This is a genomic window from Streptomyces sp. NBC_01320 (assembly GCF_035974375.1).
Lineage (GTDB): Bacteria > Actinomycetota > Actinomycetes > Streptomycetales > Streptomycetaceae > Streptomyces > Streptomyces yanii.
Map to the genome: position 1 here is coordinate 8,853,808 of NZ_CP108390.1, position 26,640 is coordinate 8,880,447.

Annotated in this window: 26 protein-coding genes; 18 read left to right on the forward strand and 8 right to left on the reverse strand. The window is 71.4% G+C overall.

Annotated features, from left to right (window positions below):
* Positions 1-85: 85 nt before the first annotated feature.
* On the forward strand, positions 86-739 hold the full coding sequence (locus OG395_RS40235; RefSeq protein WP_327247323.1) for a MerR family transcriptional regulator: 654 nt from the start codon (positions 86-88) through the stop codon (positions 737-739).
* Between the two features lie 172 nt (positions 740-911).
* Here the strand turns inward: OG395_RS40235 and OG395_RS40240 are convergent, their stop codons facing one another.
* Complete coding sequence (locus OG395_RS40240; RefSeq protein ID WP_327247324.1) at positions 912-1,754, reverse strand: siderophore-interacting protein; 843 nt, start codon at positions 1,752-1,754, stop codon at positions 912-914.
* A 46-nt stretch (positions 1,755-1,800) separates the two neighbouring features.
* Positions 1,801-2,709: a 5'-3' exonuclease gene (locus OG395_RS40245; RefSeq protein WP_327249614.1), complete on the reverse strand. Its 909-nt coding sequence runs from the start codon at positions 2,707-2,709 to the stop codon at positions 1,801-1,803.
* A gap of 227 nt (positions 2,710-2,936) precedes the next feature.
* On the opposite strand from OG395_RS40245, the gene OG395_RS40250 reads away from it, so the two are divergent.
* The 4 genes from OG395_RS40250 (at position 2,937) to OG395_RS40265 (ending at position 8,105) form a co-directional block, all read left to right on the forward strand.
* Entirely contained in the window at positions 2,937-4,064 is a 1,128-nt protein-coding gene (locus OG395_RS40250) for a quaternary amine ABC transporter ATP-binding protein (protein WP_327247325.1), read from the forward strand.
* Positions 4,057-6,684, forward strand: coding sequence for an ABC transporter permease/substrate binding protein (locus OG395_RS40255; RefSeq protein WP_327247326.1), 2,628 nt, complete (start codon positions 4,057-4,059; stop codon positions 6,682-6,684). Before OG395_RS40250 ends, OG395_RS40255 begins: the two co-directional genes overlap by 8 nt.
* A gap of 148 nt (positions 6,685-6,832) precedes the next feature.
* The gene (locus OG395_RS40260; protein ID WP_327247327.1) at positions 6,833-7,378 is read left to right on the forward strand and encodes a helix-turn-helix domain-containing protein; all 546 of its coding nucleotides are present in this window, start codon (positions 6,833-6,835) and stop codon (positions 7,376-7,378) included.
* A 7-nt stretch (positions 7,379-7,385) separates the two neighbouring features.
* Complete coding sequence (locus OG395_RS40265; protein WP_327247328.1) at positions 7,386-8,105, forward strand: helical backbone metal receptor; 720 nt, start codon at positions 7,386-7,388, stop codon at positions 8,103-8,105.
* Here the strand turns inward: OG395_RS40265 and OG395_RS40270 are convergent.
* Complete coding sequence (locus OG395_RS40270; protein WP_327247329.1) at positions 8,044-9,198, reverse strand: TDT family transporter; 1,155 nt, start codon at positions 9,196-9,198, stop codon at positions 8,044-8,046. The two genes, OG395_RS40265 and OG395_RS40270, sit on opposite strands and share 62 nt — an antisense overlap.
* A 70-nt stretch (positions 9,199-9,268) precedes the next feature.
* On the opposite strand from OG395_RS40270, the gene OG395_RS40275 reads away from it, so the two are divergent.
* Both OG395_RS40275 and OG395_RS40280 read left to right on the forward strand, forming a co-directional pair.
* Positions 9,269-10,198 carry a LysR family transcriptional regulator gene (locus OG395_RS40275; RefSeq protein ID WP_327247330.1) on the forward strand — a complete coding sequence of 310 codons (930 nt, stop codon included), beginning with the start codon at positions 9,269-9,271 and terminating at the stop codon, positions 10,196-10,198.
* Positions 10,199-10,348: 150 nt separating this feature from the next.
* Positions 10,349-11,317, forward strand: coding sequence for an aminoglycoside phosphotransferase family protein (locus OG395_RS40280; RefSeq protein ID WP_327247331.1), 969 nt, complete (start codon positions 10,349-10,351; stop codon positions 11,315-11,317).
* A gap of 19 nt (positions 11,318-11,336) precedes the next feature.
* Here the strand turns inward: OG395_RS40280 and OG395_RS40285 are convergent, their stop codons facing one another.
* Positions 11,337-12,032 carry a gamma-glutamyl-gamma-aminobutyrate hydrolase family protein gene (locus OG395_RS40285; protein WP_327247332.1) on the reverse strand — a complete coding sequence of 232 codons (696 nt, stop codon included), beginning with the start codon at positions 12,030-12,032 and terminating at the stop codon, positions 11,337-11,339.
* Positions 12,033-12,124: 92 nt separating this feature from the next.
* Positions 12,125-12,865 (reverse strand): FadR/GntR family transcriptional regulator, encoded by a 741-nt coding sequence (locus OG395_RS40290; protein ID WP_327247333.1) that lies wholly within the window; start codon positions 12,863-12,865, stop codon positions 12,125-12,127.
* A 75-nt stretch (positions 12,866-12,940) separates the two neighbouring features.
* On the opposite strand from OG395_RS40290, the gene OG395_RS40295 reads away from it, so the two are divergent.
* The 4 genes from OG395_RS40295 to OG395_RS40310 all read left to right on the forward strand — a co-directional run bounded on the left by OG395_RS40295 (position 12,941) and on the right by OG395_RS40310 (position 17,516).
* Positions 12,941-14,302 (forward strand): glutamine synthetase family protein, encoded by a 1,362-nt coding sequence (locus tag OG395_RS40295; protein WP_327247334.1) that lies wholly within the window; start codon positions 12,941-12,943, stop codon positions 14,300-14,302.
* 8 nt (positions 14,303-14,310) lie between these two features.
* Positions 14,311-15,702, forward strand: coding sequence for an aldehyde dehydrogenase family protein (locus OG395_RS40300; RefSeq protein ID WP_327247335.1), 1,392 nt, complete (start codon positions 14,311-14,313; stop codon positions 15,700-15,702).
* Positions 15,703-15,708: 6 nt separating this feature from the next.
* On the forward strand, positions 15,709-16,497 hold the full coding sequence (locus tag OG395_RS40305; RefSeq protein ID WP_327247336.1) for a 3-oxoacyl-ACP reductase: 789 nt from the start codon (positions 15,709-15,711) through the stop codon (positions 16,495-16,497).
* A 104-nt stretch (positions 16,498-16,601) separates the two neighbouring features.
* Positions 16,602-17,516 carry a DUF2510 domain-containing protein gene (locus tag OG395_RS40310; protein ID WP_327247337.1) on the forward strand — a complete coding sequence of 305 codons (915 nt, stop codon included), beginning with the start codon at positions 16,602-16,604 and terminating at the stop codon, positions 17,514-17,516.
* Positions 17,517-17,538: 22 nt separating this feature from the next.
* Here OG395_RS40310 and OG395_RS40315 read toward each other — a convergent pair whose 3' ends face one another.
* Positions 17,539-18,741 (reverse strand): amino acid deaminase/aldolase, encoded by a 1,203-nt coding sequence (locus OG395_RS40315; protein ID WP_327247338.1) that lies wholly within the window; start codon positions 18,739-18,741, stop codon positions 17,539-17,541.
* 581 nt (positions 18,742-19,322) lie between these two features.
* Here OG395_RS40315 and OG395_RS40320 point away from each other — a divergent pair.
* Both OG395_RS40320 and mycP read left to right on the forward strand, forming a co-directional pair.
* Positions 19,323-20,219 (forward strand): hypothetical protein, encoded by an 897-nt coding sequence (locus tag OG395_RS40320; RefSeq protein WP_327249615.1) that lies wholly within the window; start codon positions 19,323-19,325, stop codon positions 20,217-20,219.
* Positions 20,216-21,421, forward strand: a complete 1,206-nt coding sequence (gene mycP / locus OG395_RS40325) for a type VII secretion-associated serine protease mycosin (protein ID WP_327247339.1) — start codon at positions 20,216-20,218, stop codon at positions 21,419-21,421. Before OG395_RS40320 ends, mycP begins: the two co-directional genes overlap by 4 nt.
* 19 nt (positions 21,422-21,440) lie before the next feature.
* On the opposite strand, the gene OG395_RS40330 is transcribed toward mycP, so the two are convergent.
* Positions 21,441-22,328: a serine hydrolase gene (locus OG395_RS40330; RefSeq protein ID WP_327247340.1), complete on the reverse strand. Its 888-nt coding sequence runs from the start codon at positions 22,326-22,328 to the stop codon at positions 21,441-21,443.
* A gap of 86 nt (positions 22,329-22,414) precedes the next feature.
* Between OG395_RS40330 and OG395_RS40335 the strand changes: the two genes are divergently transcribed.
* The gene (locus OG395_RS40335; RefSeq protein WP_327247341.1) at positions 22,415-23,191 is read left to right on the forward strand and encodes an SseB family protein; all 777 of its coding nucleotides are present in this window, start codon (positions 22,415-22,417) and stop codon (positions 23,189-23,191) included.
* 185 nt (positions 23,192-23,376) lie between these two features.
* Here OG395_RS40335 and OG395_RS40340 read toward each other — a convergent pair whose 3' ends face one another.
* Positions 23,377-23,739 carry a DUF1844 domain-containing protein gene (locus tag OG395_RS40340; protein WP_037700593.1) on the reverse strand — a complete coding sequence of 121 codons (363 nt, stop codon included), beginning with the start codon at positions 23,737-23,739 and terminating at the stop codon, positions 23,377-23,379.
* 341 nt (positions 23,740-24,080) lie between these two features.
* Between OG395_RS40340 and infC the strand changes: the two genes are divergently transcribed.
* The 4 genes from infC to OG395_RS40360 all read left to right on the forward strand — a co-directional run bounded on the left by infC (position 24,081) and on the right by OG395_RS40360 (position 26,558).
* Complete coding sequence (gene infC / locus OG395_RS40345) at positions 24,081-24,794, forward strand: translation initiation factor IF-3 (protein ID WP_327247342.1); 714 nt, start codon at positions 24,081-24,083, stop codon at positions 24,792-24,794.
* Between the two features lie 120 nt (positions 24,795-24,914).
* Positions 24,915-25,109, forward strand: coding sequence for a 50S ribosomal protein L35 (gene rpmI, locus OG395_RS40350; protein WP_030918579.1), 195 nt, complete (start codon positions 24,915-24,917; stop codon positions 25,107-25,109).
* A gap of 106 nt (positions 25,110-25,215) precedes the next feature.
* Complete coding sequence (gene rplT, locus OG395_RS40355) at positions 25,216-25,599, forward strand: 50S ribosomal protein L20 (protein WP_003970214.1); 384 nt, start codon at positions 25,216-25,218, stop codon at positions 25,597-25,599.
* A 116-nt stretch (positions 25,600-25,715) separates the two neighbouring features.
* Positions 25,716-26,558, forward strand: coding sequence for a TrmH family RNA methyltransferase (locus tag OG395_RS40360; protein WP_327247343.1), 843 nt, complete (start codon positions 25,716-25,718; stop codon positions 26,556-26,558).
* Positions 26,559-26,640: the final 82 nt, after the last annotated feature.

A 26,640-nucleotide genomic window follows, 5' to 3' on the forward strand; every position in this document is an offset into this window, starting at 1 on the left:
GGATAGTGAGACTCTCCGCTATCCGATAGTGGAACTATCTATGATGGGGTGCGGGGTTGGCAAGAGCAGAAAGGGAGAACGCAGCGTGCGCATCGGCGAGTTGAGCCGCAGGTCCGGGGTTTCGGTGGCGACGATCAAGTTCTATGTGCGGGAAGGGCTCCTGCCCCCGGGGGAGTTGACCAGCCCGAACCAGGCGTCGTACGACTCCGGGCACGAGCGCCGGCTGAAGCTGATCCGTGCCCTCCTGGATGTCGGCGGACTCTCGCTCTCCGCGATCGGTGACGTACTCCGGACGATCGACGACCCCGCGCAGCCGGTGCACAACGTGCTGGGCGTGGCGGCGAAGCGGATCACGGCGATCGAGGGCAGCGAACCCGGGCCCGAACTGGACGACGCCCGCGAAGAGGTGGCCGAGCTGCTGGAGCGGCGCGGCTGGCGGGTGGAGGCGCGGAGTCCGGCCGGTGAGGCCCTGGCCGGGGTGCTGGCCGCACTGCGACGGGCCGGGCACGGAGGCTTCTGCGAGCTGCTCGACGACTACGCGAGCGCCGCGGAACCGGTCGCCCGGGCCGATCTCGACTACGTGGGACGGCGGGTGGCGCGCGAGGACCTGGTGGAGAGCGTGGTCGTCGGCACGGTGCTGGGCGAGGCGATGTTCAGCGCGCTGCGCAGGCTCGCGCACGTGGACGCCTCGGCCAGGGCGTACGGCGGCGAGCAGGGGGAGCGGGCCGGGGGCGGATGAGGGGAACGCGTCCGACGCGTGGGTGCCCGGGTCGCGTGTCCGCCGGCGCCACCGTTTCGTACGCGGACGACCCGGTCGCGTGCACACCGCCGCCGCATGCCGACGCCCCGGTCACCGTCCCGGACAGTGACCGGGGCGTGGATGTCCACCACAGGTGCCCCGGGCGGGCGGCCTATGCGGCGCTCTCCTGCTCCCGCTCCACCTGCTGGTTCCACTCGCGCTTCACCGAGCGCCACGCGTCGTCGTTCTGACCGAGGCGCCAGTAGCCGGAGATCGACAGCTGCGGCAGCGGGATCTGCCGGTCGAGCCGCAGATGGCGGCGGATCTCCTTCACGAAGCCCGCCTCGCCGTGCACGAACGCCTGCACCCGGCCCACCGGGAATTCCAGGGACTTCACGGCCGCGGTCAGCGCCTCGCCGACCGGGCGGTCGCCACGGTGCAGCCAGGTCAGCTCGACCCCGTCGGCCGTCACGATCTTCTGCTCCTCGGACGCGTCCACCACCTCGATGTAGGCGTGCGCCACCGCACCCGCAGGCATCTGTTCCAGAGCCGCCGCGATCGCCGGCAGGGCACTCTCGTCACCGGCCAGCAGGTGCCAGTCCGCCGACGCGTCGGGTCCGTAACCGCCGCCGGGACCCAGGAAGGTCACCTGGTCACCCGGAGCCGCGCGGAGCGCCCACGGCCCCGCCAGGCCCTCGTCGCCGTGGACCACGAAGTCGATCGCCAGCTCCCGGGTGACCGGGTCCCAGGAGCGGACCGTGTAGGTGCGGGTGGTGGGCCACAGCTCGCGCGGGTACTCCTCGCGGATGCGGGCCATGTCGAACGGGTGCGCATAGTCCGCGCCCTCGGGCGCGAAGCACAGCTTGACGTAGTGGTCGGTGAACCCGGACAGCGCGAAACCGGCCAGGCCGTCACCACCGAGTACCACGCGCACCATGTGCGGGGTGATCCGCTCGGTGCGCAGGACCTGGGCCCCCTGCGCCGTGGGTGCCTGCCGCGCCGGTCGTTCTGCCACGAGGTTCTCCCTGCTCCAAGTACTTAGGTTTACCTAAGTTAGCACCTCAGTTCCGGAGTGTGGAGAGCAGGCGCTGCAGGGCACCGCCCAGTCCCCACTGGGCGGCCAGGGCTTCGAGGGCGGCGGGGTCGCGCGGCTCGGTGGGCAGCGCCGGATCGAACGCGGGCAGCGGTACGTCACCCGCGACCCGGACCACGGTCGGCGCGACGGCCACGTAGTCCCGCGCCTCGTCGAGCCGCTTGCGCTGCGAGGGAGTCAGCTTCGCCGCCGGATCGTCCACCGCGGCCATGATCCCGGCCAGATCGCCGAAGGTGTCCAGCAGCTTCGCCGCCGTCTTCTCACCGATGCCGGGGACCCCCGGCAGGCCGTCGCTGGGGTCGCCGCGGAGCAGCGCCAGATCGACATAGCCGGAGCCGTCCACCCCGTACTTCTCGCGCAGCCACGCCTCGTCCGTCAGCTGCAGCGACCCCACCCCCTTCAGCGGGTAGAGGACCCGCACCTCACGGGCGTCGTCGACCAGCTGGTAGAGGTCCCGGTCGCCGGTCACGATGTCCACCGGGCCGGTGGCGAGACCGGTCAGCGTGCCGATCACGTCGTCCGCCTCGTACTCCGCGACACCGACCCGGGCGATGCCGAGCGCGTCGAGCACGTCCTCGATGATCGGGACCTGCGGCGCCAGTGTGTCGGGGGTCTCCTCCTCGTCGGGCAGCCCGTCGGCGGTCTCCACCGCGACCCGGTGCGCCTTGTACGACGGAATCAGCTCGACCCGCCAGTGCGGCCGCCAGTCCGCGTCCATACAGGCCACCAGGTCGTCCGGCCGGTGGTCCTGGACGAGCCGCCCGATGAAGTCGAGCAGACCGCGCACGGCGTTCACTGGCGTGCCGTCCGGTGCGCGCACCGAATCGGGGACCCCGAAGTAGGCGCGGTAGTAGAGGGAAGCGGTGTCGAGGAGCATCAGGCGTCGCGTCACACCCCGATGATGCCGCACCTCACTGACACCGACCCAAATGTGAGCTGGGTCACTGTTCTGTTTGGCTCGTGTAAGTGCGGGCAGGCGCGCCATCGGAGCGGACCACGTCGCCATTTCCATCGCAGCGCGTGCCAAGCGGACCGAATCCGCGCCGCTCCACGGTCTGCCGGAGGGGGTGGCAGACCGTTTTCGGTTCAACGCGTGAGGTGTATGTGTCAAGGCTGCAAGCCGACCACCTGTACAAGGTGTTCGGCAGACGACCCGATCAAGCCGTGCAGAAGCTCGAAAGCGGCACGGACCGCGACGAGCTGCGCGCCGACGGAACGACCGCAGCGGTGATCGACGCCTCGTTCACCGTGGAACCGGGCCAGATCTTCGTCGTGATGGGTCTGTCCGGATCCGGCAAGTCCACGTTGCTGCGGATGCTCAACGGGCTGCTGGACCCCACAGCCGGACGTGTGCTGTTCGACGGCCAGGACCTGACCGCCCTGAGCCCCCGCGAACTCCGCGCCGTTCGCTCCTCGAAGATCAGTATGGTCTTCCAGCACTTCGCCCTGTTCCCGCACCGGAGCGTCCTGGAGAACGCCGCGTACGGACTCGAAGTGCAGGGTGTGCCGCGTGCCGAGCGCGAGAAGCGCGCCGCCGAGGCGCTGGAGCTGACCGGCCTCGCCGGCTGGGAGAAGTCCTGGCCCGACGAGCTGTCCGGCGGTATGCAGCAGCGCGTCGGCCTGGCCCGCGCCCTCGCCACCGACGCCGACCTGCTCCTGATGGACGAGTCGTTCAGCGCGCTGGACCCGCTGATCCGCCGCGACATGCAGGACCAGCTGCTGGAACTGCAGAAGCGGCTGAAGAAGACCATCGTCTTCATCACCCACGACCTCAACGAGGCCATGCGCCTCGGCGACCGGATCGCCGTGATGCGGGACGGGAGGATCGTCCAGCTGGGCACTGCAGAGGACATCCTCGTCACCCCCGCCAACGACTACGTCGCCTCCTTCACCCAGGACGTCGACCGCTCCCGGGTGCTCACCGCGGGCGCCGTCATGGCCGAGCCGCACACCGTCATGGGCACCACGGGCGACGACGGCGAGGAACTCCGTACGCCCGACGACGTCCTCAGGGCGGCGCCGGCCACGGTCTCCGAGTCCACGCCGATCATCGAGCTGTTCACGCCGTGCTCGCGCAGTGGTGTCGCGGTCGCCGTGACCGACGACAAGGGCAAGCTCGTCGGGGTCGTGCCCCGGTCCCGGCTCCTTGCCGTCCTCGGCGAGCCGATGACCCCCATCGAGCTCCCGCAGGACGCCACGGCCACTGCGAAGAAGGTGGCCGCCGATGTTTAGGCTCCCGCTCGGTGAATGGGTGGACAGTGCGGTCGACTGGCTGCAGACCCACCTGGCCTGGCTGTTCGACGCGATCAGCTCCGTCGTCGGCGGCATGTTCGACGGCATAGCCGCCGTCCTCTCCGCCCCCGCCCCGCTGTTGTTCGCGGGCATCGTCGCGGTCATCGCCTGGTGGCTGCGCGGTCTGCTCGCGGGTGGTCTCGCCTTCGTGGGTTTCGCGCTCATCGACTCGGTCGAGCTGTGGGACGAAGCGATGGACACCCTCACACTGGTGCTCGTCGCGACGATCGTCACACTGGTCCTGGCCGTCCCGCTCGGCATCTGGGCGGCGCGTTCCAAGACGGTGTCCGCGGTGACCCGGCCGGTCCTCGACTTCATGCAGACCATGCCCGCCATGGTCTATCTGATTCCCGGCGTCATCTTCTTCGGCGTCGGCGTCGTGCCCGGCATCATCGCCACCATCATCTTCGCGCTGCCCCCGGGCGTCCGGATGACCGAACTCGGCATCCGTCAGGTCGACGGCGACCTCGTGGAGGCGGCCGAGGCCTTCGGCACCACCTCGCGCAACACCCTGATGCGGGTTCAGCTGCCGCTCGCCCTGCCCACGATCATGGCGGGCATCAACCAGGTCATCATGCTCGGCCTGTCCATGGTGGTCATCGCCGGCATGGTCGGCGGCGGCGGCCTCGGGGGCTCCGTCTACCGCGCCATCGGCAACGTCGACGTCGGCCTCGGCTTCGAGGCGGGCGTCTCCATCGTCATCCTGGCGATGTACCTGGACCGGATGACCGGCGCGCTGGGCCGCGAGGTCTCCCCGCTGGCCCGCCGCGCCCTCGCCAAGGCCCAGTCGGTGGCCGGCGGACTGAAGATCTGGAACTACCGTCCGCAGCCCGCCGTCGCGGTCGTCGGCGTCGTCGTCCTCGCGCTCGTCGCCGGTGGCATGGGCATCTTCGGCTCGTCGAAGCAGGACACCGGTGCCGCCACCGACGCATCGAACGTCGGCAAGGGCCAGAAGATCAGCATGGGATACATCCCGTGGGACGAGGGCATCGCCTCCACTTTCCTGTGGAAGGAGCTGCTGGAGCAGCGCGGCTTCGAGGTCGACGTCAAGCAGTACGAGGCCGGCGCGCTCTACACCGGTATGGCGAACGGCCAGATCGACTTCGAGACCGACTCCTGGCTCCCGGTCACCCACGCCACGTACTGGAAGAAGTACCAGGACCGCCTGGATGACATGGGCTCCTGGTTCGGCCCCACCTCCCTGGAGCTGGCCGTCCCCTCGTACGTGAAGGGCGTCGACTCGCTCGACGACCTCAAGGGCAAGGCGTCCGACTTCAAGGGCCGCGTCGTCGGCATCGAGCCGAGCGCCGGTGAGACCGGGCTGCTCAAGGACAAGATCCTGCCGGGGTACGGCCTCGACAAGGAGTACAAGGTCGTCGACGGCTCCACGCCCTCGATGCTCGCCGAGCTGAAGCGCGCGTACGCCAAGAAGGAACCGATCGTCGTCCCGCTCTGGTCGCCGCACTGGGCGTACAACCAGTACGACCTCACCAAGCTCAAGGACCCCAAGAACCTCTGGGGCAAGGGCGACGGCATCCACACCCTGACCCGCAAGGGCTTCTCCGACGACAACCCGCACGTCGGCAACTGGCTGAAGAACTTCAAGATGACCGAGGACCAGCTCACCAGTCTTGAGGCGAAGATCCAGACGACCGGCAAGGGCAAGGAGCAGGAGGCGGTCCGCGCCTGGCTGAAGGAGAACCCGGGCGTCGCCGACAAGTGGACCCCGGCCCCCAAGGCGGCGAAGGGCGAGAGCGGCAAGGACGAGCGCGACCGCACCGTCGAGATGGCCTGGTTCCCGTGGGAGGAGGACATCGCCGCCACCTACCTGTGGAAGGCCGTCCTGGAGGACCGTGGCTACAAGATCAACCTGAAGCAGTTCGAGGTCGGTCCGATGTACGCCGCGATGTCCCGCGGCCAGCTCGACGTGCAGTTCGACGGCTGGCTGCCGTACACCCAGAAGAACTACTGGAACAAGTACGGCTCCAGGCTCACCGACCTCGGATCGTGGTACGGGCCGACCTCGCTGGAGGTCGCCGTCCCCTCGTACGTCAAGGGCATCAAGTCCTACAAGGACCTCAAGGGCCGCGGGGACGAGTTCAAGAACCGTATCGTCGGCATCGAGCCCGGCACCGCCACCATGGCCAACCTGAAGAACAACGTGCTGCCCGCCTACGGTCTCGACAAGGAGTACAAGGTCGTCGACAGTTCGACGCCCTCGATGCTCGCCGAGCTGAAGCGCGCTTACGCCAAGAAGGAGCCGATCGCGGTTCTGCTCTGGACGCCGCACTGGGCGTACAACCAGTACGACCTCACCAAGCTGACGGACCCCAAGAAGGCCTTCGGCAACGGCGACACCATCCGCACGATCGCCGGCAAGGACTTCCCGAAGAACTACCCGCAGCTCACCAAGTGGTTCAAGGACTTCAAGCTCAGCGAGCAGCAGCTGGCCGGCCTGGAGAACGAGATCCAGAAGCGCGGCACGGGGCACGAGGAAGAAGCCGTGAAGGCCTGGATGGACAAGAATCCGGGCATCGCGGACAAGATGGCTCCCCAGTAGGGTCTGAAGCACCGGGAAGGGGTGGCACCGCCGGTCGGCGGTGCCACCCCTTCCGGCTTTCCGGCATTCATTTACCGGCCGTCCTTGCCCAACCTTGTGCGTAAGGTGCTGGCAGCCGGAAGGATGACGAGTCGGGAGGGAGCCGGACATGGACGACAAGGACACACTCCGCGTGGGCGCCGCGGTTCGCCGACGACGAAGAAGCCTGGGGCTGACACTGGCCGCGGTCGCCGACCGCAGCGGCCTGTCCGTGCCGTTCCTCAGCCAGATCGAGAACGAGCGGGCCCGGCCCAGCGCCCGGTCGCTGGACCGGGTGGCCGTTGCCCTGGAGACCACCACGGCACGGCTGCGCGCCGCCGCGGACTCCGCGCGCGCCGTCGACGTGGTCCGCGCGGGCGAGGACGACGGGGTGCGCAGAGTGGTGCGGGGGCGGCACCAGCTCAGCGCGCTGGAGTTCACCGGCGAGATAGACCTCGGGCGGGAGTTCCAGCACCGCAACGACGAGCTGATGTACGTCGCGGAGGGCGCCGCCGAGGTGGAGGCGGAGGGGCAGGCGTACCGGCTGGAGCGCGGCGACACGCTGTTCCTGTCGGGTGGGGTACGGCACCGCTGGCGGGCCACGATGCCGGGCACCCGGCTGCTGGTCGTCGCGGTTGCCGAGCACATCGACGCCACGAACGACCCGAGGCGCTGAGACACCGGTGCCCGTGGAACGTGTCGTCTCCCTCGTCCCGTCGCTCACCGAGGCCGTCGCCGCCACCGCCCCCGGCCTCCTCGTCGGCGTCACCGACTGGTGCACCCATCCGGCCGGTCTGACCGCCGCACGCATCGGCGGCACCAAGAACCCCGATGTGGCCGCGGTCCTCGCGCTCCGCCCCGATCTCGTCCTCGCCAACGAGGAGGAGAACCGCGCACCCGACCTCGCCGCGCTCAGGGCGGCCGGGACCACGGTCCTCGTCACCGAGATCCGCACCCTCGACCAGGCCTTCGCCGAACTGCACCGGGCCCTGGTGACCGGCTGCGGGCTGGGCCGGCCCGACTGGCTCGACGCGGCCGAGGCCGCCTGGGCGGCGCTCCCGCCGCCCGCTTCCGTACCGCGCCGCGCCATCGTGCCGATCTGGCGTCGGCCCTGGATGGTGCTCGGACGCGACACCTTCGCCGGTGATCTGCTGGCCCGGCTCGGCGTGCGGAACGTGTACGCGGATCACGACGAGCGCTACCCGCGCATCCCGATCGACGAGCTCAACGCGAGCGGCTCCGACCTGGTCGTGCTGCCCGACGAGCCGTACCGCTTCACCGCAAGCGACGGACCCGAGGCGTTTCCCGCGCTGCCCGCCGCACTCGTCGACGGGCGATATCTCACGTGGTACGGACCGTCACTGGCTGCGGCGCCTGCGGCGCTGCGAGCAGCGCTCCGCTGAACAGCCCGCGCAGCGTCCGCAGCCCGGTCACCGCCCAGGCCGTCACCAGCAGCACGTACAGTGCGACGGCCAGCCAGGTGAACGCCGTCAGACCGGTGTGCCGGGCCAGGCCCGCGGCGCCCGTGACACACGTACCGACCGGGAAGGTGAACCCCCACCAGGTCATGCCGAACGTCATGCCGCCCCGTACCGCGCGCACCACCATCGACGCGGCCAGCGCCAGCCACAGGAGCGCGAACCCCATCACCGGCACCCCGTAGAGCACGGCGAACGCCCCGAGCGCGGAGGCGTACGGCGCCCCGATCGCCCCCGGCGCCACATCGGCGAGCTGTCCGACCGCGGTCGTCGACTGGCCCAGCGGACCGAGGACCAGGAACAGCGTGGGGGTCAGGGCGAGCGGCAGCGGACCCTGGTGGACCAGCCGCGCGAAGATCAGCGGCAGCATCACCAGCGTCGCCAGCAGGCTCAGTCCGAACATCGCGTAACAGGCGAGCAGCATCCCCTCCCGCAACTGACCCGAGGGAAGCTCCGGCACCAGCAGCGGGCCGAGCGCCGCGGACACCATCGGCGCCACCACCGGCAGCAGCCAGACCGGCGACGCGGTCCCGGGCGCCGGACGGTGGCGTACGACCATCAGATACGGGATCGCGACCGCTGCGGCCAGCCCGATCGCCGTGCCCGCGGTGTACAGCACCACGTCCGCGGCGAGGGCGGCCCGATGCCCGATGACGTCCCGGCCGACCGTCATGGTGGAGCCGCCGACGGCCAGCAGCGCCATCGAGAGGCAGCCGTAGAACGGGGCGACGGCCGGGTCGAGGAGATGGGCACGGGCCTGGTCGCGGTGGGCGAACCAGTGTCCGGCGCGGGCCGCGAGCACCGCCGCGAGCAGCACCGCCGCGAGCGCCCACACCACCGTGCAGGCGGCCCGCAGCCCGGGCACGTGCACGGGAAGCGCCGCGCCCGCGCCGGCCACGATGGCCGTACCCATGACCGTCGCGTACCAGTTGGGGCCGATGTATCGCAGGGAAGGAAGCCGCACAGCGGCGGAGTACGGGGCGCTCGTCTGCGCGCGGGTCTGCGGAAAGATGGCCATGCCACGATCTTTGTTCCGGCGGCCGTCCCCCACCAGGGAGCTTGTCTCTATGAGGTCATAAGCTGGCTTTATGCCCATGGACGTACCCGCACCCGCCCTCCTGTCCCATCGGGTCCCCGACCTCGGAGCGCTGGAGCTGCTGCTCGCCGTCGCCCGGCACGGCAGCCTGGGACGCGCGGCACGGGACGTCGGCATCACCCAGCCCGCCGCGAGCAGCCGCATCCGGTCGATGGAGCGACAGCTCGGTGTGGCCCTCCTCGACCGGTCGCCGCGCGGCTCCCGGCTCACCGACGCGGGCGCGCTCGTCACCGACTGGGCGCGCCGGATCGTCGAGGCCGCCGAGGCGTTCGACGCGGGCGCCCAGGCGCTGCGCGACCGGCGCGACTCCAGGCTGCGGGTCGCCGCCTCCATGACCATCGCCGAATATCTGCTGCCCGGCTGGCTGATCGCACTGCGCGCGGAACGGCCGGACACCGCTGTCTCGCTGCTCGCGGGCAACTCGGCGGCGGTCGCGGGGCGGCTGCTCGCCGGCGAGGCCGACCTCGGATTCGTGGAGGGGCTGTCCATACCGGAGGGCCTCGACGGCACCGTCATCGCGCACGACCGCCTCGTCGTCGTGGTCGCCCCGTCCCATGCGTGGGCCCGCCGCCGCACTCCGCTGACGCCGCAGGAACTGGCCGCGACCCCACTGATCCTGCGCGAGCGCGGCTCCGGCACCCGACAGGTCCTGGACGCGGCACTGGCCGTCCACGGCGGGCTGGCGCAGCCACTGCTCGAACTCTCCTCGACGACAGCGGTGAAGGGCGCGGCGGAGAGTGGTGCGGGACCGTGCGTCCTGAGCGAACTGGCGCTGGGGGAGGAGCTGTCCTCGCGGCGGCTGGTGAAGACCCCGGTGGCGGGGGTACGGCTCCGACGCCAGCTGAGGGCGGTCTGGCCTTCGGGGCACCGGCCCACGGGCCCGGCTCGCGACCTGCTCGCGCTGACGGCGCGCGAGGCGTAGTGCGGCAGCGGGAGGGGACCGGGACGTCCCGTTGCCGGCCCGCCCCCGAACACCGGACGGGCTTCCTGCGCGTCCGGCGCGGGACCGGCTGATGCGCGGACGGCCGGATATTCGGTTGGCCCGGCCCCGGCCCCGGGCCAGGATGCGCAGATGAACGTGACCGCGCCTCCCGCAACCGGCTTCCGCCACCACTGGGCCGATCTTCCGGGCGTCGTACGCAGCGCCGTCGAGGACATCCTCGGTGCCCCTGTCGTCGACGCGCGGAACCAGAGCGGCGGGTTCTCACCGGGCGTCGCCGCCCGGATCCGGCTCGCCGACGGGCGGCGGGCGTTCGTCAAGGTGGTCAGCGCCGAGGTGAACCCCGGCAGCCCCGACCTGCACCGCGCCGAAGCCCGTAACACCGCCGCCCTCCCGCCCGACGCCCCCGTACCGCGGCTGCTGGGCTCGTACGACGACGGAACCCGGGTCGCCCTCGTCCTCCAGGACATCGACGGCCGCCAGCCCCGCATCCCCTGGATCGCCGCCGAACTGGACCGGGTCCTGACAGCGGTCGGCGAGTTCAGCCGGATCATGACCCCGGCTCCGATCGACGTACCGGCCGTCGCCGACAGCGAGGCCGAGACGTTCAGCGGCTGGCGGACCCTGCTCGCCGCGCGCGACACCGAGGGGCTGCCCGGGCGGCTCGACCCGTGGGCTGCACGCCACCTCGACGTACTCGCGGAGCTGGAGTCAGGCTGGGCCGGGCCCGCAACCGGCGACAGCCTCGCCCATGGGGATCTGCGTGCCGACAACATCCTGCTCACCGGCGACCGGGTGGTGTTCGTCGACTGGCCCCACGCGCTGCGGGCCGCGCCCTGGTTCGATCTGCTGGCGATGCTGCCGTGCGTGGCCGCCCAGGGCGGCCCCGACCCGGACACGGTGTTCACCACCCACCCGCTGGGGCGCGCCGCCGACCCGGACGGTGTGAATGCCGTACTTGCCGCGCTCGCCGGCTACTTCGTCGCGCACTCGCTGATGCCGGACCCGCCGGGCCTGCCGACCCTGCGGGCGTTCCAGGCGGCGCAGGGGGCGGCGGCGCTGGGGTGGCTGCGCGGCCGGCTCGGACGGCGCACGCCGTAGCCCGCCGACCGGCGCGCGGTCAGCCCCGCTTCGACGCCGCCACCAGTGCCCGCATCACCCGCAGGTCGTCCCCCATCTCCGGATGCCACTGCACCCCCAGCGCCCACCCGGCCCCCGGCAGTTCGACCGCCTCGACCGTGCCGTCCGCAGCATGGGCGGACGCGACCAGGTCCGGGGCGAGCACGTCCACGGCCTGGTGGTGGTAGGTCGGTACGGAGGACTCCTCGGGCACGATCGACGCGTACAGCGTTCCCGGAACCGGCGTCACCGGGTGCTCGCCGAGGACGCCGGGCGTGCCGAGCGGGTTGGTGTGCCCGTCCAGGTGCTGGGTCAGGGTGCCGCCGAGCGCCACGTTCAGCAGCTGCATGCCGCGGCAGATGCCGAGCACCGGTGTGCCGGACTGCAGAGCGGCACCGAGCAGCGCCAATTCCCACGTGTCGCGTTCGCGGGCCGGCGGTCCGGTCCTGGCATCGCGCTCCGCGCCGTAGCGTACGGGCTCGACATCGGCGCCGCCCGCGACGACGAGACCGTCCAGCCGGGCCACGGCGGCCGCCGCCCGCGCCGGGTCGTCCGGTGACAGCAGGGCGGCGAGGCCGCCGGAGCGCTGGACCAGCCGCGGATAGGCGGACGGGAGCAGTGCGGCGGGGAGCTCCCAGACACCCCAGCGGGCGACCGGCTCCAAGTAGGTGGTGACGCCGATGAGCGGTACGGACATGGCGGGGCCCTCCGGTCGGCCGCCTGTGGGCGAACCCGGTTCAATGGTGCTGAGGAATACCTTTGCGTCTCGGTGGGCTGCCGCGCAAGCGGTCAGGCCAGGAATCCGCGCAGCAGCGCCGCCGTGCCCGCGCAGTGTTCGCGCATCAGGGTGCGCGCCGCTTCGGCGTCCCCGTCGAGCACCGCTTCGACGAACGCGGTGTGCTGATGCTGCGAGTGCTCCAGGTTCCGCACGAGCAGCGGTATGCAGTCCAGCAGGTCGTTCACCGTGGCCCGGACGGCCGCGTACTGCGCGGCCAGCGTGGCGGATCCGGACAGTTCCGCGAGTGTCAGGTGCAGGAGCGTGTCGCGCCTGCGGTAGTCGGGCAGAGGTGCATCGTGTGTCGCAGCCAGAGCCGTACGCAGCCGTTCCGCGCCCTCGTCCGTCAGCCCGTGCGTGGCGCACAGCTCGGCCGCCCCGGTCTCCAGCACCTCACGGAAGCGCAGGACGTCCTCGACGTCGACGGCAGCCACCCGGCGGCGCAGCTCGTCCTCGCCGGGGCTGCCGGTGCGCGGGAGCACGAACGTACCGCCGTACCTCCCCCGTCTGCTCTCCACCAGCCCCTGATCCTGCAGCACCTTCAGGACCTCCCGCAGAGTGACGCGGCTGATCCCGAGCCGCTCGGCGAGCTCGCGCTCCGCGGGCAGCCGCTCGCCGCCCGGCACCAGACCGAGCTTGACCACCTGCAGGATCTGTTCGAGTGCTTCCTCGAAGCCGTTGCCCGCCCGCACGGGCCGCAGGACAGGCCGCAGCGCCGGCTGCAGTCCCTCGATGGGCTCGCTTCCCTCCGCCACGTCCCTGCTTCCCTTCCCAACAATGGTTCTCAGCCCTACCTTATGACTTCCGGCTGACCGAAGGAGGATCTTCCCGTGGCAGACCGCACACCCCCGCTCGCGGTCGAGGAGCTACGGCTTCTCGTCGAGAGCGGTGAGATCGACACCGTCGTCCTCGCCTTCCCCGACATGCAGGGACGGCTGCAGGGCAAGCGGTTCGCCGCCGCGTTCTTCCTCGAAGAGGTCATGGAGCACGGCACCGAGGGCTGCAACTACCTGCTGGCCGTCGACACCGACATGAACACCGTCGACGGCTTCGCGATGTCCTCCTGGGAGCGCGGATACGGCGACTTCGCCATGCACGCCGATCTCACGACCCTGCGCCGCGTCCCCTGGAACGACGGCACGGCCATGGTCATCGCCGACCTCGCGTGGGAGGACGGCTCGCCCGTCGTCGCCGCACCCCGCCAGATCCTCCGCCGCCAGCTGCAACGCCTCGCCGAGCACGGTCTCACCGCCCATGCGGGCACCGAGCTCGAATTCATCGTCTTCAAGGACACCTACGAACAGGCCTGGAACCGCAACTACCGCGATCTGACCCCCGCCAACCAGTACAACGTCGACTACTCGGTCCTCGGCACCGGCCGCATCGAGCCCCTGCTGCGCCGCATCCGCAACGAGATGGCGGCCGCGGGACTGACCGTCGAATCCGCCAAGGGCGAGTGCAACCCCGGCCAGCACGAGATCGTCTTCCGGTACGACGAGGCCCTGGTCACCTGCGACCAGCACGCCGTCTACAAGACCGGCGCCAAGGAGATCGCCGCCCAGGAGGGCGTCGCGCTCACCTTCATGGCCAAGTTCAACGAGCGCGAGGGCAACTCCTGCCATATCCATCTCTCGCTCCAGGACACCGACGGGCGCAACGTCATGGCGGGCGAGGACGGCGGCATGTCCCCGATGATGCGCCACTTCCTCGCCGGACAGCTCGCCGCCCTGCGCGAGTTCTCCCTCCTCTACGCGCCGAACATCAACTCGTACAAACGCTTCCAGCCCGGCTCCTTCGCACCCACCGCCGTCGCCTGGGGCCACGACAACCGCACCTGCTCGCTCCGCGTCGTCGGCCACGGCCGTGCGATGCGGTTCGAGAACCGGCTGCCCGGCGGTGACGTCAACCCGCACCTCGCCGTCGCCGGACTGATCGCCGCCGGTCTCCATGGCATCGAGCAGAAGCTCGAACTCCCCGAACCCTGTGCGGGCAACGCCTACACCGCCGCGTACGACCACGTCCCCACCACGCTCCGCGAAGCCGCCGGACTCTGGGAGCGGAGCGAGGTGGCGAAGGCGGCCTTCGGGGAGGAGGTCGTCGCGCACTACCGCAACATGGCGCGCGTCGAACTCGACGCCTTCGACGCCGCGGTGACCGACTGGGAGCTCCGCCGCTCCTTCGAACGTCTGTGAGGCACGACGTGACCACCGAGATCACCAAGACCGCCGAGATCACCGAGCACCTGGTTCTCGACCCCGCGACCGAGGAAGTCGTGGCGACCGTCCCGGCCACCACCGCCGCCGAAGTCGACGCGGCCGTCGTACGGGGAGCCGCCGCGCAGCACACCTGGGCGGCGGCGGCCCCCGCCGACCGCGCCCGGCTGCTGCGTCGCTTCGCCGTCGTCGTCGACGAGCACCTCGAGGAACTGGCCCGGCTGGAGGTCCGCGAGGCCGGTCACACCCTCGCGGGCGCCCGCTGGGAGGCGGGCAACGTCCGCGATCTGCTCGACTTCGCGGCCGGGGGAGTGGAGCGGCTGAGCGGCCGGCAGATCCCGGTCCCCGGCGGCATCGACCTCACTCTGCTCGAACCCCTCGGTGTCGTCGGCGTGATCGCCCCGTGGAACTTCCCCATGCCGATCGCCGCCTGGGGCGCCGCCCCCGCGCTCGCCGCGGGCAACGCCGTCATCCTCAAACCCGCCGAGACCACCCCGCTCACCGCACTGCGGCTCGCCTGGCTGGCCGTGGAAGCGGGCCTTCCCGAACACCTCTTCCAGGTGCTGCCCGGCGCGGGCGACGTGGCGGGCAACGCCCTCGTCGAGCACCCCGGCGTCGCCAAGATCGTCTTCACCGGCTCCACCCGCGTCGGCAAACAGATCATGGCCAGGTGCGCCGCGCGCGTGAAGCGGCTGACCCTCGAACTCGGCGGCAAGAGCCCCAACATCGTCTTCGCCGACGCCGACATCGAGGCCGCCGCGGCCGCCGCTCCCATGGCGTTCCTCGACAACGCGGGCCAGGACTGCTGCGCCCGTACCCGCATCCTCGTCGAACGCTCCGTCCACGACCGCTTCCTCGGACTCCTCGCCCCCGCCGTCGCCTCGGTCGTCGTCGGCGACCCGTCCGACGAGAAGACCCGGATGGGCCCGCTGATCTCCCGGACCCAGCTGGAACGCGTACGGTCGTACGTCCCCGAGGGCGCGAGCGCGATCCGCGGCAGTGCCCCCGAGGGACCCGGCTTCTGGTTCCCGCCCACCGTGCTGACCGACGCCGACCCGGACTCCCCGGTGGCCACCGAAGAGGTCTTCGGGCCGGTCGCGGTCGTCCTGCCCTTCGAGGACGAAGCGGACGCGGTGCGACTCGCGAACGCCACCGAGTACGGCCTCGCCGGCTCCCTCTGGACCCGTGACGTCGGCCGCGCGCTGCGCGTCTCCCAGGCGGTACGGGCCGGAAACCTGTCCGTCAACTCCCATTCCAGCGTCCGCTACTGGACCCCGTTCGGCGGTTACAAGCAGTCCGGTCTCGGCCGGGAACTGGGCCCCGACGCCCTCACCGCTTTCACCGAAACCAAGAACGTCTTCATCAGCACGGAGGCCTGAACCCGCATGACCACAGACACCGAGAACATCTGCCGCCGCCTGGTCGGCCGCACCGCCGTCATCACCGGCGCCGGCAGCGGCATCGGCCTCGCCACCGCCCGCCGCCTGGATTCCGAGGGCGCCCACGTCGTCTGCGCGGACATCGACGAGATCGCGGGCAAGGCCGCAGCCGACGAGGTGGGCGGCCTCTTCGTACGCACCGATGTCACCGACCCCGAACAGGTCGAGGCGCTCTTCAAGGCCGCGGACGACACCTACGGCTCCGTGGACATCGCCTTCAACAACGCGGGCATCTCGCCGCCCGACGACGACTCCATCCTCACCACCGGGCTCGAGGCATGGAAGCGCGTCCAGGACGTCAACCTCACCTCGGTCTACCTCTGTTGCAAGGCAGCCCTTCCCTACATGCGACGGCAGGGCCGCGGCTCGATCATCAACACCGCGTCCTTCGTGGCGATCATGGGTGCGGCCACCAGCCAGATCTCGTACACCGCGTCCAAGGGCGGCGTCCTCGCCATGTCCCGCGAGCTCGGTGTGCAGTTCGCCCGCGAAGGCATCCGGGTCAACGCACTCTGCCCCGGGCCGGTCAACACCCCGCTGCTCCAGGAGCTTTTCGCCAAGGATCCGGAGCGCGCGGCCCGCCGGCTGGTGCACATCCCGGTCGGCCGGTTCGCCGAGGCGACGGAGATCGCCGCCGCGGTCGCGTTCCTCGCCAGCGACGACTCCTCGTTCGTCAACGCCACCGACTTCCTCGTCGACGGCGGAATCTCCGGCGCGTACGTCACGCCGGTCTGATCCCGTCCGCTCCCGTGCGGGACGACCGGCCGGGCAGGCGCCCGTGCCTGCCTCAAGCAGCCTGCCCGGAGCCCCCGTTGACAGCGGAACTCTAGAGTGGAGGCATGAGCGACGCGACCCCGCCCGGCTGGTATCCGGACACCGCCGCACCGGGCACCGACCGGTGGTGGGACGGCACGGCATGGACCGCCCACACCCGCCCGGACACCGCCGCACCGCAGCAGCCGGTCCCGCCCCCGTACACGAGCCAGGGCAGCAGTGGCGGCGGGGGCGGCACCCGGGCCGTCGCGATCGCACTGGCCGGACTGGTCGTCGTCGGCGCTGCCGTCACCGGAGCCGTGCTGCTGGGCAGGGACGACAGCGGCACGGAGCCGAAGTCCGCGCCGAGCAGTCCGGCACCGCCCCCGACCGCCACCACCCCTACCGCCGCCGTGGACAGCCCCTCGCCCGACCCGAAGTTGCTCGTCGACCAGCTGGGCGGCATCACACTGCCGATCCCCGAGGGCTGGGAGAAGCCGGAGCGCACCGTCGAGAAGGTGCTCACCATGCGCACCGCCCTGTCCTACACCTGCCCCGGCGACTCCTCCGACTTCTGCTACCACGGCACGGTCACCTCCCGTACCGCGAGCGAAACGGACATCACCTCACCCGAGGCCCTGGCCAAGCAGGACATCAGCACCGCGGCCGACGCGGCGTACGAGGAGAACGCCGTCGGCGACCGGATCCACGGCGGCATCACCTCCCACAAGCTGCTTCGATCCGCGTCCGTGAGCGTGGGGGGACGCACGGGCTACGAGGTGCGCTGGCAGGTCACCACGGGCAAGGGGCCGGGTGGCTACGTGCAGTCCCTCGTCTTCCCGTCGACCGTCGGCAGCGAATCGCCGGTCATCGTGCGCTACGCCTTCGACGCCGGCCCCGACGGGCCGCCGCTCTCCCTCATGGACACCCTCACCCAGGGCATCCGGCCGATCGACGACAGTGAGACGAGCGGCGGCGTCGGCAGCTCCGTGGCCCCCTGATCACCGCGCCTCGGCCCACAGGTCAGAGGAACGTCTTCCCCTCGCCCCGGTACGTCGGCACGGCCGCCGCCACCCGGTCGCCCTCGATCAGCTGCAACTCGTCGAAGCGCTCGCACAGCTCGCCGGCCTTCGCGTGCCGGAACCACACGTTGTCGCCGATCAGTAGATCGTCGGCCGGAGCGCCGAGCAGCGGCGTCTGTACCTCGCCCGGACCCTCCTGCGGGTCGTAGCACAACCCCTCGGGCAGATACGGGACGGGCAGCCGGTCCGCACCCGCGGCCCCCGACGCCGGGTAGCCGCCGCCGAGCACCGTCACCACACCCACGCCGGGCCGCCGCACCACGGGTTGCGCGAACAGCGCCGCCGGGCGGGCGGTGAACGACGTGTAGTTGTCGAACAGCCGCGGTACATAGAGCCCCGACCCGGCCGCGATCTCGGTCACCGCGGACTCCGCCGCCGTGTGCTGCACGCTGCCGGTACCGCCGCCGTTCACGAACTCCAGGTCCGGCGCCATCGCGCGCACCGCCCGGACCACCTCCGCCCGCCGGGCCGCCAGCTCCTTGCGGGCCGTCGCCTGCATCAGCCGGATCGCCCGGGACCGCAACGGCCGGCCCGCGACCGCGTCCCCGACCCCGGCGATGTGCCCCTCGTACGCCATCAGACCGACCAGCCGGAAACCGGGCCTGCGCGCCACCGAGCGCGCCAGCTCCGCCAGCTGGGCGGGGGAGCGCAACGGCGAACGCCGCGCCCCGATCCTGACCCGGCCGCCGAGCAGGTGCAGCGAGGTGTCCAGCTCCAGACAGACCCGGATCTCCTCCTGGCCACCGGCCCGCGCCACGTCGATCAGTTCCAGTTGTGCGTGGTCGTCCACCATCACCGTCACCGCGGCGGCGAGCTTCGGGTCGGCGGCCAGCTCGGCGAAGGCGGACCGGTCGGCCGACGGGTAGGCCAGCAGGACGTCGTCGAACCCGGCCCGGGCCAGCCACAACGACTCGGCCAGCGTGAACGACATGATCCCGGCGAAGCCCGGCCGTGCGAGCACCCGCTCCAGCAGGGTCCGGCAGCGCACCGACTTGCTCGCGACCCGGATCGGCTTTCCCGCTGCCCGGCGGACGAGATCATCGGCGTTCGCGTCGAAGGCGTCCAGATCGACGACGGCGATCGGGGCGTCGAGGTGGGCGGTGGCTCGGTCGTAGCGGGTCCGGTCAGCGGCACGGGCAGTCATGGCCGCAGCTTGCCAGACGCCACTACCGCTGGGTAGGGGGACGATCTGTGCAGATCCCCCGGGGCCGCGGCGCCCCGCTCCCACCCGACCCCTCCCAACCCGTAGAGTGACGGGCACGCGGCGGCCAACGGGCCTGCCTGTGACGGTGATCCGCGAGCGGTACGGAACGTGGACCAGGGGGGCGGATGAGTACCGAGGCGCAGCGCGCTCCCGTGCCGCCCCGCCCGACGACGCCACCCCACCCGGCCGGACCCCCGGACGCGTCGGGGCGCATGACGGTGCCGTCGGCCCCGGCCCTGCCCACCGCGTCCCCGGCTTCCCAGGTGACCCCGGGCCCGAATCCGGCGCAGCATCCGGTTCCGCTGCAGAGCCAGAGCCAGAGCCAGAGCCAGAGCCAGAGCGGTACCGATAGCCGGCCCCGGAGCACGGTCCCGGAGCAGAGGCCCGTGGAGACGACCACCCGGCTCCGTCCCGTGAGCCCGGTCGCCGCCCCCGGCCCTGCCCCTGCCCCTGCCCCCGCCCCCGTTCCGCCCCGCCCCGAGGCGCCGCCCGCCGCGACCCGCCGCCGGCCGGTCGGCGCCGTGGATCTCACACCGCGGCCCGGCGCGATACCGCCCCCACCCCACCCGGGCGGCCATGCCCCGTATCCCCACGGCCACCGCCCGTACCCCGGTCCCGAGACGCCCGCCGAGACCACCACCCGGCTGCGCCCCGTCCCTGCCCGTCATCCGGCCAGGACCGCGGCCGCCGCGGCCTGTGTCGTGCTCGGGCTCGGGCTGATCGGCGGCGCCGTCACCGGGACCTATCTCACCAGCGAATCCTCGGCCGATCCCGGCGCCCGTGACCCGTATGTCACCGGCCGCACCGCCTGGCGTGACATCCCCGTGGACACCCTTTTCCCGCGCACCCTCAAGGGCGAAGGCGCGGGTCCCGGCGGCGCGGACCGGGTCTGGACCCGGATCGGCGTCGCCCCGGACAGCGGTTGCGCGAGCGGGCTCGACCCCCTGCTCCTCAAGACGCTCCGACCGGTGGGCTGCGAACGGCTGCTGCGAGCCACGTACGCCGACGCCACCTCCAGCAGCGTCACCACGGTCGGCATGGTCTTCACCGAGGGCGGAACCGACGCGATGAGGGCGCTGGGCACCCGCTTCACCGACCAGCACCTCGACACCCGCACCGACCTCATGCCCCGTACGTACGCCGTCAAGGGCACCGCTGCCGCCGGGTTCGGCAACAGGCAGCGCGCCACCTGGACCGTCCATGTGCTGACCGAGGTACCGGTCGTCGTGTTCGCCGTCTCCGGCTTCGCCGACGGGCGTACGGTCACCGACCCGCAGCCCGTCGCCGACGCGCTGGCCGCGGACTCCACGACGGCCGTGGCGCAGGCAGGTCTCGGTCATGAGGCCAAGGGCATCGCCGACCGGATCGAGCGCGGGATGCGCCGGACCGTCACCGACCTCTCGGAGAAGCCGCAATGAGCAGCCGACGCCGCCACCGCCGCGCACTCGGCGCGGTCTGCGCCGCCACCGCGTTCGCGCTGCTGCCCGCCGTCCCCGCCCGCGCGGACACGATCCGGCCCCAGCAGTGGGGCCTCCAGGCGCTCCACACCGACCGGGCCTGGCAGACCACCAGGGGCAAGGGGATCACGGTCGCCGTCGTCGACACCGGGGTCGACGACAGCCTCCCCGACCTCGCGGGCCAGGTGCTGCGCGGCAAGGACATGATCGGTTTCGGCGCCCGGCGCGGCGACCGTTCCTGGGCCCGGCACGGCACCGCGATGGCCGGCATCATCGCGGGCCGCGGTCACGGCGTCGGCCGCGGTGACGGGGTGCTCGGCATCGCCCCCGACGCGAAGATCCTTCCGGTCAGGGTGATCCTCGAAGCCTCCGACCCGTCCCGCGCCAAGGCCCGCGAGTCCCGCGGTACGGCCCTGGCCGACGGCATCCGCTGGGCCGCCGACCACGGCGCCGACGTCATCAACCTCTCCCTCGGCGACGACAGCGAGTCCGCACACCCCGAGGGCGGTGAGGACGCCGCCATCCAGTACGCGCTGAAGAAGGGCGCCGTCGTCGTCGCCTCGGCGGGCAACGGGGGCGAGAAGGGCGACCACATCTCGTATCCCGCCGCCTACCCCGGTGTGATCGCGGTCGCCGCCGTTGACCGGTACGGCACGCACGCGGCGTTCTCCACCCGCCGCTGGTACGCCACCGTCAGCGCCCCCGGCGTCGACATCGTCGTCCCGTCCCCCGACCGTCACTACTACATCGAGTGGGGAACCTCGGCCGCCTCCGCATTCGTCTCCGGCGCGGTCGCGCTGGTCCGGGCCGCCCACCCGGGGCTGTCGCCCGCCCAGGTCAAGAAGCTCCTCATGGACACCGCGCGCCACTCACCCGAGGGCGGCCGCGACGACTCCCGGGGCTACGGCATCGTCGACCCGGCCGCCGCGATCAAGGCGGGCGGCACGCTCCGCCCGGCCGGTCTCAAAGCCGATTCGGCCGCGTCCGATGACTCCGCCGAAACCGGCTACAGCAAGCGGTACTTCGGCCCCGGGCCCACCCCGCAGCACAAGGACGAAGCTCCCGCCGGCTGGCTCGCCCCGATCGCGGGCGGTCTCGGAGCCGTGCTGCTGGCGATGGCCGTACTGCTGTGGCGCGGCAGGAAACCCTCCGTGCGCCGCTGAAGCAGGGCCGGGGGCCCGCTCACCGCGCCTCGTCGAGCACCCTCACCGCGGCCTTCGCGACCGACTCCACCCGCTCGATGCCCTCCTCCTTCGTCTGCTGCCCGGCGGAGAGCACCGCCACCAGATACGTGTGCTCGTGGGCCTTCACCTGCCCGATGCTGTTGATGTCCCACAGACCGGTGGCGCTCCGCGGCATCCAGCCGTTCTTCAGCGCCCAGTCGCTGCCCGCCGCCGACACCCCCCAGTGCTGGTCGGCCGCCACGCGGCGCATCAGCGCCTGCAGATACGTACGGGAGGCCCCGGTCAGTTTCGAATGCGTACCGAACACCGTCTGCAGCAGCTTCAGCTGATCCGCCGACGTCGTCTGCGTCAGCCCCCAGGCCTGGGCGGCGGTCGTGCTCGTCAGGCCGAACCGTTGGTTGGCCGCGTCGAGTCCGGCCGTCCCGCCGATCGCCCGCATCAGCGAGGTCGCGGCGTCGTTGTCGCTGTTCTCGATCATGGTGACGGCGCGGCTGCGCTCGTAGGCGGTGAGCTCCCGCTCGTCGTCCTGGGCCTGCAGCAGAAGCGCCGCGAGGATGTCGACCTTGACGATGCTCGCGGTGGCGTACATCCGCTTCCCGTACATCGCGCCGTCGCCGCTGTCGGTGTCCAGCACCGCGACCGACATCGTGGAGTCGCCGGTCAGCGGCGCCACCGCCGATGCCAGCTCCGCGTCGAGATCCACCTGCGGCTCCTTGCTCGTCACCACCGGGGCCGTCGACGATACGGAATCCACGGGGCGGGGCGCCGCATCGGAGGGCCGCCCCATCAGAGACATGCCTCCGGCGGCCGAACCTGCCAGCAGCACCACGGCCGTCATTCCGGCGGACAGCGCGGATGTACGTCTTTTCGGTATCGACAGGGGCATGGAGCGGACGCTAGGAAGAGCACCTGGCAGAGGGCTGTGGCGCACCTGAGGACATGGTGAGAAACCGCACCGACTACGCTCGCCCTGTGGCGCAGAAGAACATTCCGGACCCCGGTTACTCCGACGACGACGGCACGGCCGACCCCGCACTGACCGCGGCGCTCGCCGCCTGGGCCGAGGACCGGACGGCCGTCGGCCCAGTCCTCGAAGCGCTCAAGGGAGCCAGGCTCCTGGTCCCCGTCGTCGCCGTCCTCGGAGAGGTGGAGGAGGTCGAGGAGGACAGTCGCGAAGCGCCCGGCAAGGGTGGTGGTGGGCGACGGGTGGGCGGGCTGCGCCGGGAGAAGACCAGCGACATGGCCGTCCCCACCCTCCAGGCCGGTGACCGTCGCGCGCTTCCCGCATTCACCTCCACCGCCTCGCTGGCCCGCTGGGACCCGCAGGCCCGCCCCGTCGCCGTGCCCCTGCACCAGGCGCTGCAGGCGGCCGCGCACGAGAAGGCGGACACGGTGGTGCTCGACCTCGCCGGTCCTGTGGCGTACGAACTGACCGGCTCCGCGCTGCTCGCCCTTGCCGAGGGCCGCACCAGTGCCGACCCGCTGGACGACCCGGCGGTCACCTCCGCGGTACGGGCCGCGGTCGCCGCCGAGCCCGCCGTGCTCCGCGCCCACCTCGTCCCGGGACGGTCAGGAGGCACCCTCGCCCTGGTCCTGGCGCCCGAAGCGGCCCCCGCCGAGACGGCCCGCCGGGTTGCGGAATCGCTCGCCGCCGACGAGGTCCTGCGGGCACGCCTGGTGCGGGGCCTGGACCTCGCACTGCTTCCGGCCGACACGATCGCCCCCGGAGAGCCCCTCTTCACACGCTGAATCACCCGACCGGCCCGACGAGCGCGAACAGCCGCTCCGCCGGTGTGGCGCGGGGCTGGTGCACCGGCTGACCCACCGCGCCCCGGGATGCGCGGAGCTCAGCAGGGCGTGCGGGGAATGCTGTGAGCCCCTGCCCGTCCGGGCAGGGGCTCACAGTCGTACGGAGGGGAGGAGGGGGCGGCGGCTCAGCCGAAGACGGGGCCGGTGTACTTCTCACCGGGGCCCTGGCCGGGCTCGTCCGGTACCAGCGAGGCCTCGCGGAACGCCAGCTGCAGAGACTTCAGTCCGTCCCGCAGCGGCGCCGCATGGAACGAGCTGATCTCCGTGGCGCTCGCGTCCAGCAGGCCGGCCAGGGCGTGCACCAGCTTGCGGGCCTCGTCGAGGTCCTTGTGCTCGTCGCCGTCCTCGGTGAGGCCGAGCTTCACGGCGGCCGCGCTCATCAGGTTGACGGCGACCGTCACGATCACCTCGACCGCGGGGACCTCTGCGATGTCGCGGGTCATGTCGTCGAAGCCGGGGGTTTCACTGCTGGGGGTCGCGTCACTCATGCGCCATACGATAGGCCCACGTCGGCACGGCTCCGTCTGCGGGAGCGACTGCGGCAGCTGGTTAGCGCCAGCCCCGGTGAGCTGCTAACCTGGTGTAACGACCGGCTGGGCAGCTATGTGCCCGGCCCACAAGTGGAGGCTCCGATCTCCCACCTGACCATCCTCCGGGACGGCAGGTCACCGGTCAGGTGGCGCCCATCGTTCCGTACGGACGATGGAGCCGCCCGATGCGCCCCGCGGTTGACCGCGGCGGTGTTCCGGTTTGCCAGGAGCCCCGCCTGTGTCCCGTCCGGGGCATTTTTCATGCACTGGTGCGGTTGGTCTCACGAAACAGACGTTACGTGGCTGTCCGCCAGGCGGCCGCGTGGTGCTACCGAGGAGGATCCATCAGCGCCGAGCCCCGCATCAACGACCGGATTCGCGTTCCCGAGGTGCGACTTGTCGGTCCCAGCGGCGAGCAGGTCGGGATTGTTCCGCTTGCCAAGGCCCTGGAACTCGCACAGGAGTACGACCTCGACCTGGTCGAGGTGGCGGCGACCGCCCGTCCGCCCGTGTGCAAGCTCATGGACTACGGGAAGTTCAAGTACGAGTCGGCCATGAAGGCCCGTGAGGCGCGCAAGAACCAGGCGCACACGGTCATCAAGGAAATGAAGCTCCGGCCGAAGATCGACCCGCACGACTATGACACCAAGAAGGGTCACGTCGTCCGGTTCCTCAAGCAGGGCGACAAGGTCAAGATCACGATCATGTTCCGTGGTCGTGAGCAGTCCCGCCCTGAGCTGGGTTTCCGTCTGCTCCAGCGTCTCGCTTCGGACGTCGAGGAACTCGGCTTCATCGAGTCGAACCCGAAGCAGGACGGCCGGAACATGATCATGGTTCTGGGCCCGCACAAGAAGAAGACCGAAGCCATGGCCGAGGCCCGTGAGGCCCAGGCCGCCCGCAAGGCGGAGCGTCAGGGTTACACCCCCGACGCCGAGGCTGCTGCGGAAGAGGCTGCCCAGGCTCCGGCCGAAGCGCAGCCCGAGGCTTCGACCGAGACACCTTCCGAGGCGTGACCTCAGGGGGCGCCATCCAGGCGGCCCCGGGTCCCCTCGGAATCCCCACCAAGATCTGACGCCCCTGCTGTCCGGTGCCTGCACCGCGAGGGGCGCCACTTACGAGGAGAGAACGGCGCGATGCCGAAGAACAAGACGCACAGCGGTGCCAGCAAGCGATTCAAGATCACCGGCTCCGGCAAGGTGCTCCGCGAGAAGGCCGGCAAGCGCCACCTGCTCGAGCACAAGTCGTCCAAGAAGACCCGCTCGCTGACCGGCACGGTCGTCGTGGCTCCGGCCGACGCCAAGAAGATCAAGAAGCTTCTCGGCAAGTGAGGTTCGGCCCCCGGTGAATCCGGGGGCGCGACCTCGATCACACCGGGACCAATTCGTTTCCGGGCCGTGTGAGTCCAACCACGGCCCCGCTACAAGGAGTTAACAAGTGGCACGCGTCAAGCGGGCAGTCAACGCCCACAAGAAGCGCCGGGCAATCCTCGAGGCCGCCAGCGGTTACCGCGGTCAGCGCTCGCGCCTGTACCGCAAGGCCAAGGAGCAGGTCACCCACTCCCTGGTCTACAACTACAACGACCGCAAGAAGCGCAAGGGCGACTTCCGTCAGCTGTGGATCCAGCGCATCAACGCCGCTGCCCGCCAGAACGGCATGACGTACAACCGCCTCATCCAGGGTCTGAAGGCCGCCAACATCGAGGTGGACCGCAAGATCCTGGCCGAGCTCGCGGTCAACGACGCCAACGCGTTCGCCGCTCTCGTCGAGGTTGCCCAGAAGGCCCTCCCGAGTGACGTCAACGCCCCGAAGGCCGCCTGATCCAGGGCACACTTCTTGGCTTTTGAGCCGGACCCGCAGGCGCTCGTCGTCTGCGGGTCCGGTGCGTTGCACCCCTTGTTCCGTACCTCCGCACGCAGAGAGGCCCGCCGCCGACCATGGCCACCCCCGAACTGATCTCCCCACGATCGCCGCGCGTCGCCGCCGCCCGGCGCCTCGCCCGGCGCAATTTCCGGGGCAAGGAGCGACGGTTCATCGCCGAGGGGCCGCAGGCCGTGCGCGAGGCCGCCGAACACCGCGGCAGTGACGGTGAGCCGACCCTGCTGGAGCTCTTCGCCACCGTCGAGGCGGCCGAGCGGTACGCCGACATCATCGCCGCCGCCCACGCGGCCGGCGCCCGGGTGCACCTCGCCGACGGTGACACGCTCGCCGATGTGTCGCAGACCGTCACCCCGCAAGGTCTCATCGGTGTCTGCCGGTTCCTCGACTCGCCGTTCGAGTCCGTCCTCGCCGCGAAGCCCACCCTGGTCGCCGTCCTCGCGCACGTACGTGACCCCGGGAACGCCGGTACGGTGCTGCGCTGCGCCGACGCCGCGGGCGCCGACGCCGTCGTCCTCACCGACGCCTCCGTCGACCTCTACAACCCCAAGTCCGTGCGTGCCTCGGTCGGCTCGCTCTTCCATCTGCCGGTCGTCGTGGGCGTACCGGTCGAGCAGGCCGTCCAGGGGCTGCGGGACGCGGGCGTACGGATCCTCGCCGCCGACGGCGCGGGCGATGACGACCTCGACGACGAGCTCGACGCGGGCACCATGGGCGGTCCCACCGCCTGGGTCTTCGGCAACGAGGCGTGGGGGCTGCCCGAGGAGACCCGGGCGCTGGCCGACGCCGTCGTCCGGGTGCCGATCCACGGCAGGGCGGAAAGCCTCAACCTCGCCACCGCGGCGGCCGTCTGCCTGTACGCGTCCGCCCGCGCCCAGCGCCCCCGCCGTACCGCCGACTGACCGGCCCCGTACCCCGCCGACCGGTGCACCGCAGCAGTGCGCTCCCACAGGGTGTCGCTCCGTCACCGACGACTAGTAGGGT

Excerpts from the sequence above, each read along its gene's own strand:
- OG395_RS40245 (WP_327249614.1), bottom strand. The coding sequence starts at position 2,709 with ATGCTCCTCGACACCGCTTCCCTCTACTACCGCGCCTACTTCGGGGTC.
- OG395_RS40255 (WP_327247326.1), top strand. The coding sequence starts at position 4,057 with ATGTTTAGGCTCCCGCTCGGTGAATGGGTGGACAGTGCGGTCGACTGG.
- OG395_RS40260 (WP_327247327.1), top strand. The coding sequence starts at position 6,833 with ATGGACGACAAGGACACACTCCGCGTGGGCGCCGCGGTTCGCCGACGA.
- OG395_RS40270 (WP_327247329.1), bottom strand. The coding sequence starts at position 9,198 with ATGGCCATCTTTCCGCAGACCCGCGCGCAGACGAGCGCCCCGTACTCC.
- OG395_RS40275 (WP_327247330.1), top strand. The coding sequence starts at position 9,269 with ATGCCCATGGACGTACCCGCACCCGCCCTCCTGTCCCATCGGGTCCCC.
- OG395_RS40280 (WP_327247331.1), top strand. The coding sequence starts at position 10,349 with ATGAACGTGACCGCGCCTCCCGCAACCGGCTTCCGCCACCACTGGGCC.
- OG395_RS40285 (WP_327247332.1), bottom strand. The coding sequence starts at position 12,032 with ATGTCCGTACCGCTCATCGGCGTCACCACCTACTTGGAGCCGGTCGCC.
- OG395_RS40305 (WP_327247336.1), top strand. The coding sequence starts at position 15,709 with ATGACCACAGACACCGAGAACATCTGCCGCCGCCTGGTCGGCCGCACC.
- OG395_RS40310 (WP_327247337.1), top strand. The coding sequence starts at position 16,602 with ATGAGCGACGCGACCCCGCCCGGCTGGTATCCGGACACCGCCGCACCG.
- OG395_RS40315 (WP_327247338.1), bottom strand. The coding sequence starts at position 18,741 with ATGACTGCCCGTGCCGCTGACCGGACCCGCTACGACCGAGCCACCGCC.
- mycP (WP_327247339.1), top strand. The coding sequence starts at position 20,216 with ATGAGCAGCCGACGCCGCCACCGCCGCGCACTCGGCGCGGTCTGCGCC.
- OG395_RS40330 (WP_327247340.1), bottom strand. The coding sequence starts at position 22,328 with ATGCCCCTGTCGATACCGAAAAGACGTACATCCGCGCTGTCCGCCGGA.
- OG395_RS40340 (WP_037700593.1), bottom strand. The coding sequence starts at position 23,739 with ATGAGTGACGCGACCCCCAGCAGTGAAACCCCCGGCTTCGACGACATG.
- rpmI (WP_030918579.1), top strand. The coding sequence starts at position 24,915 with ATGCCGAAGAACAAGACGCACAGCGGTGCCAGCAAGCGATTCAAGATC.
- OG395_RS40360 (WP_327247343.1), top strand. The coding sequence starts at position 25,716 with ATGGCCACCCCCGAACTGATCTCCCCACGATCGCCGCGCGTCGCCGCC.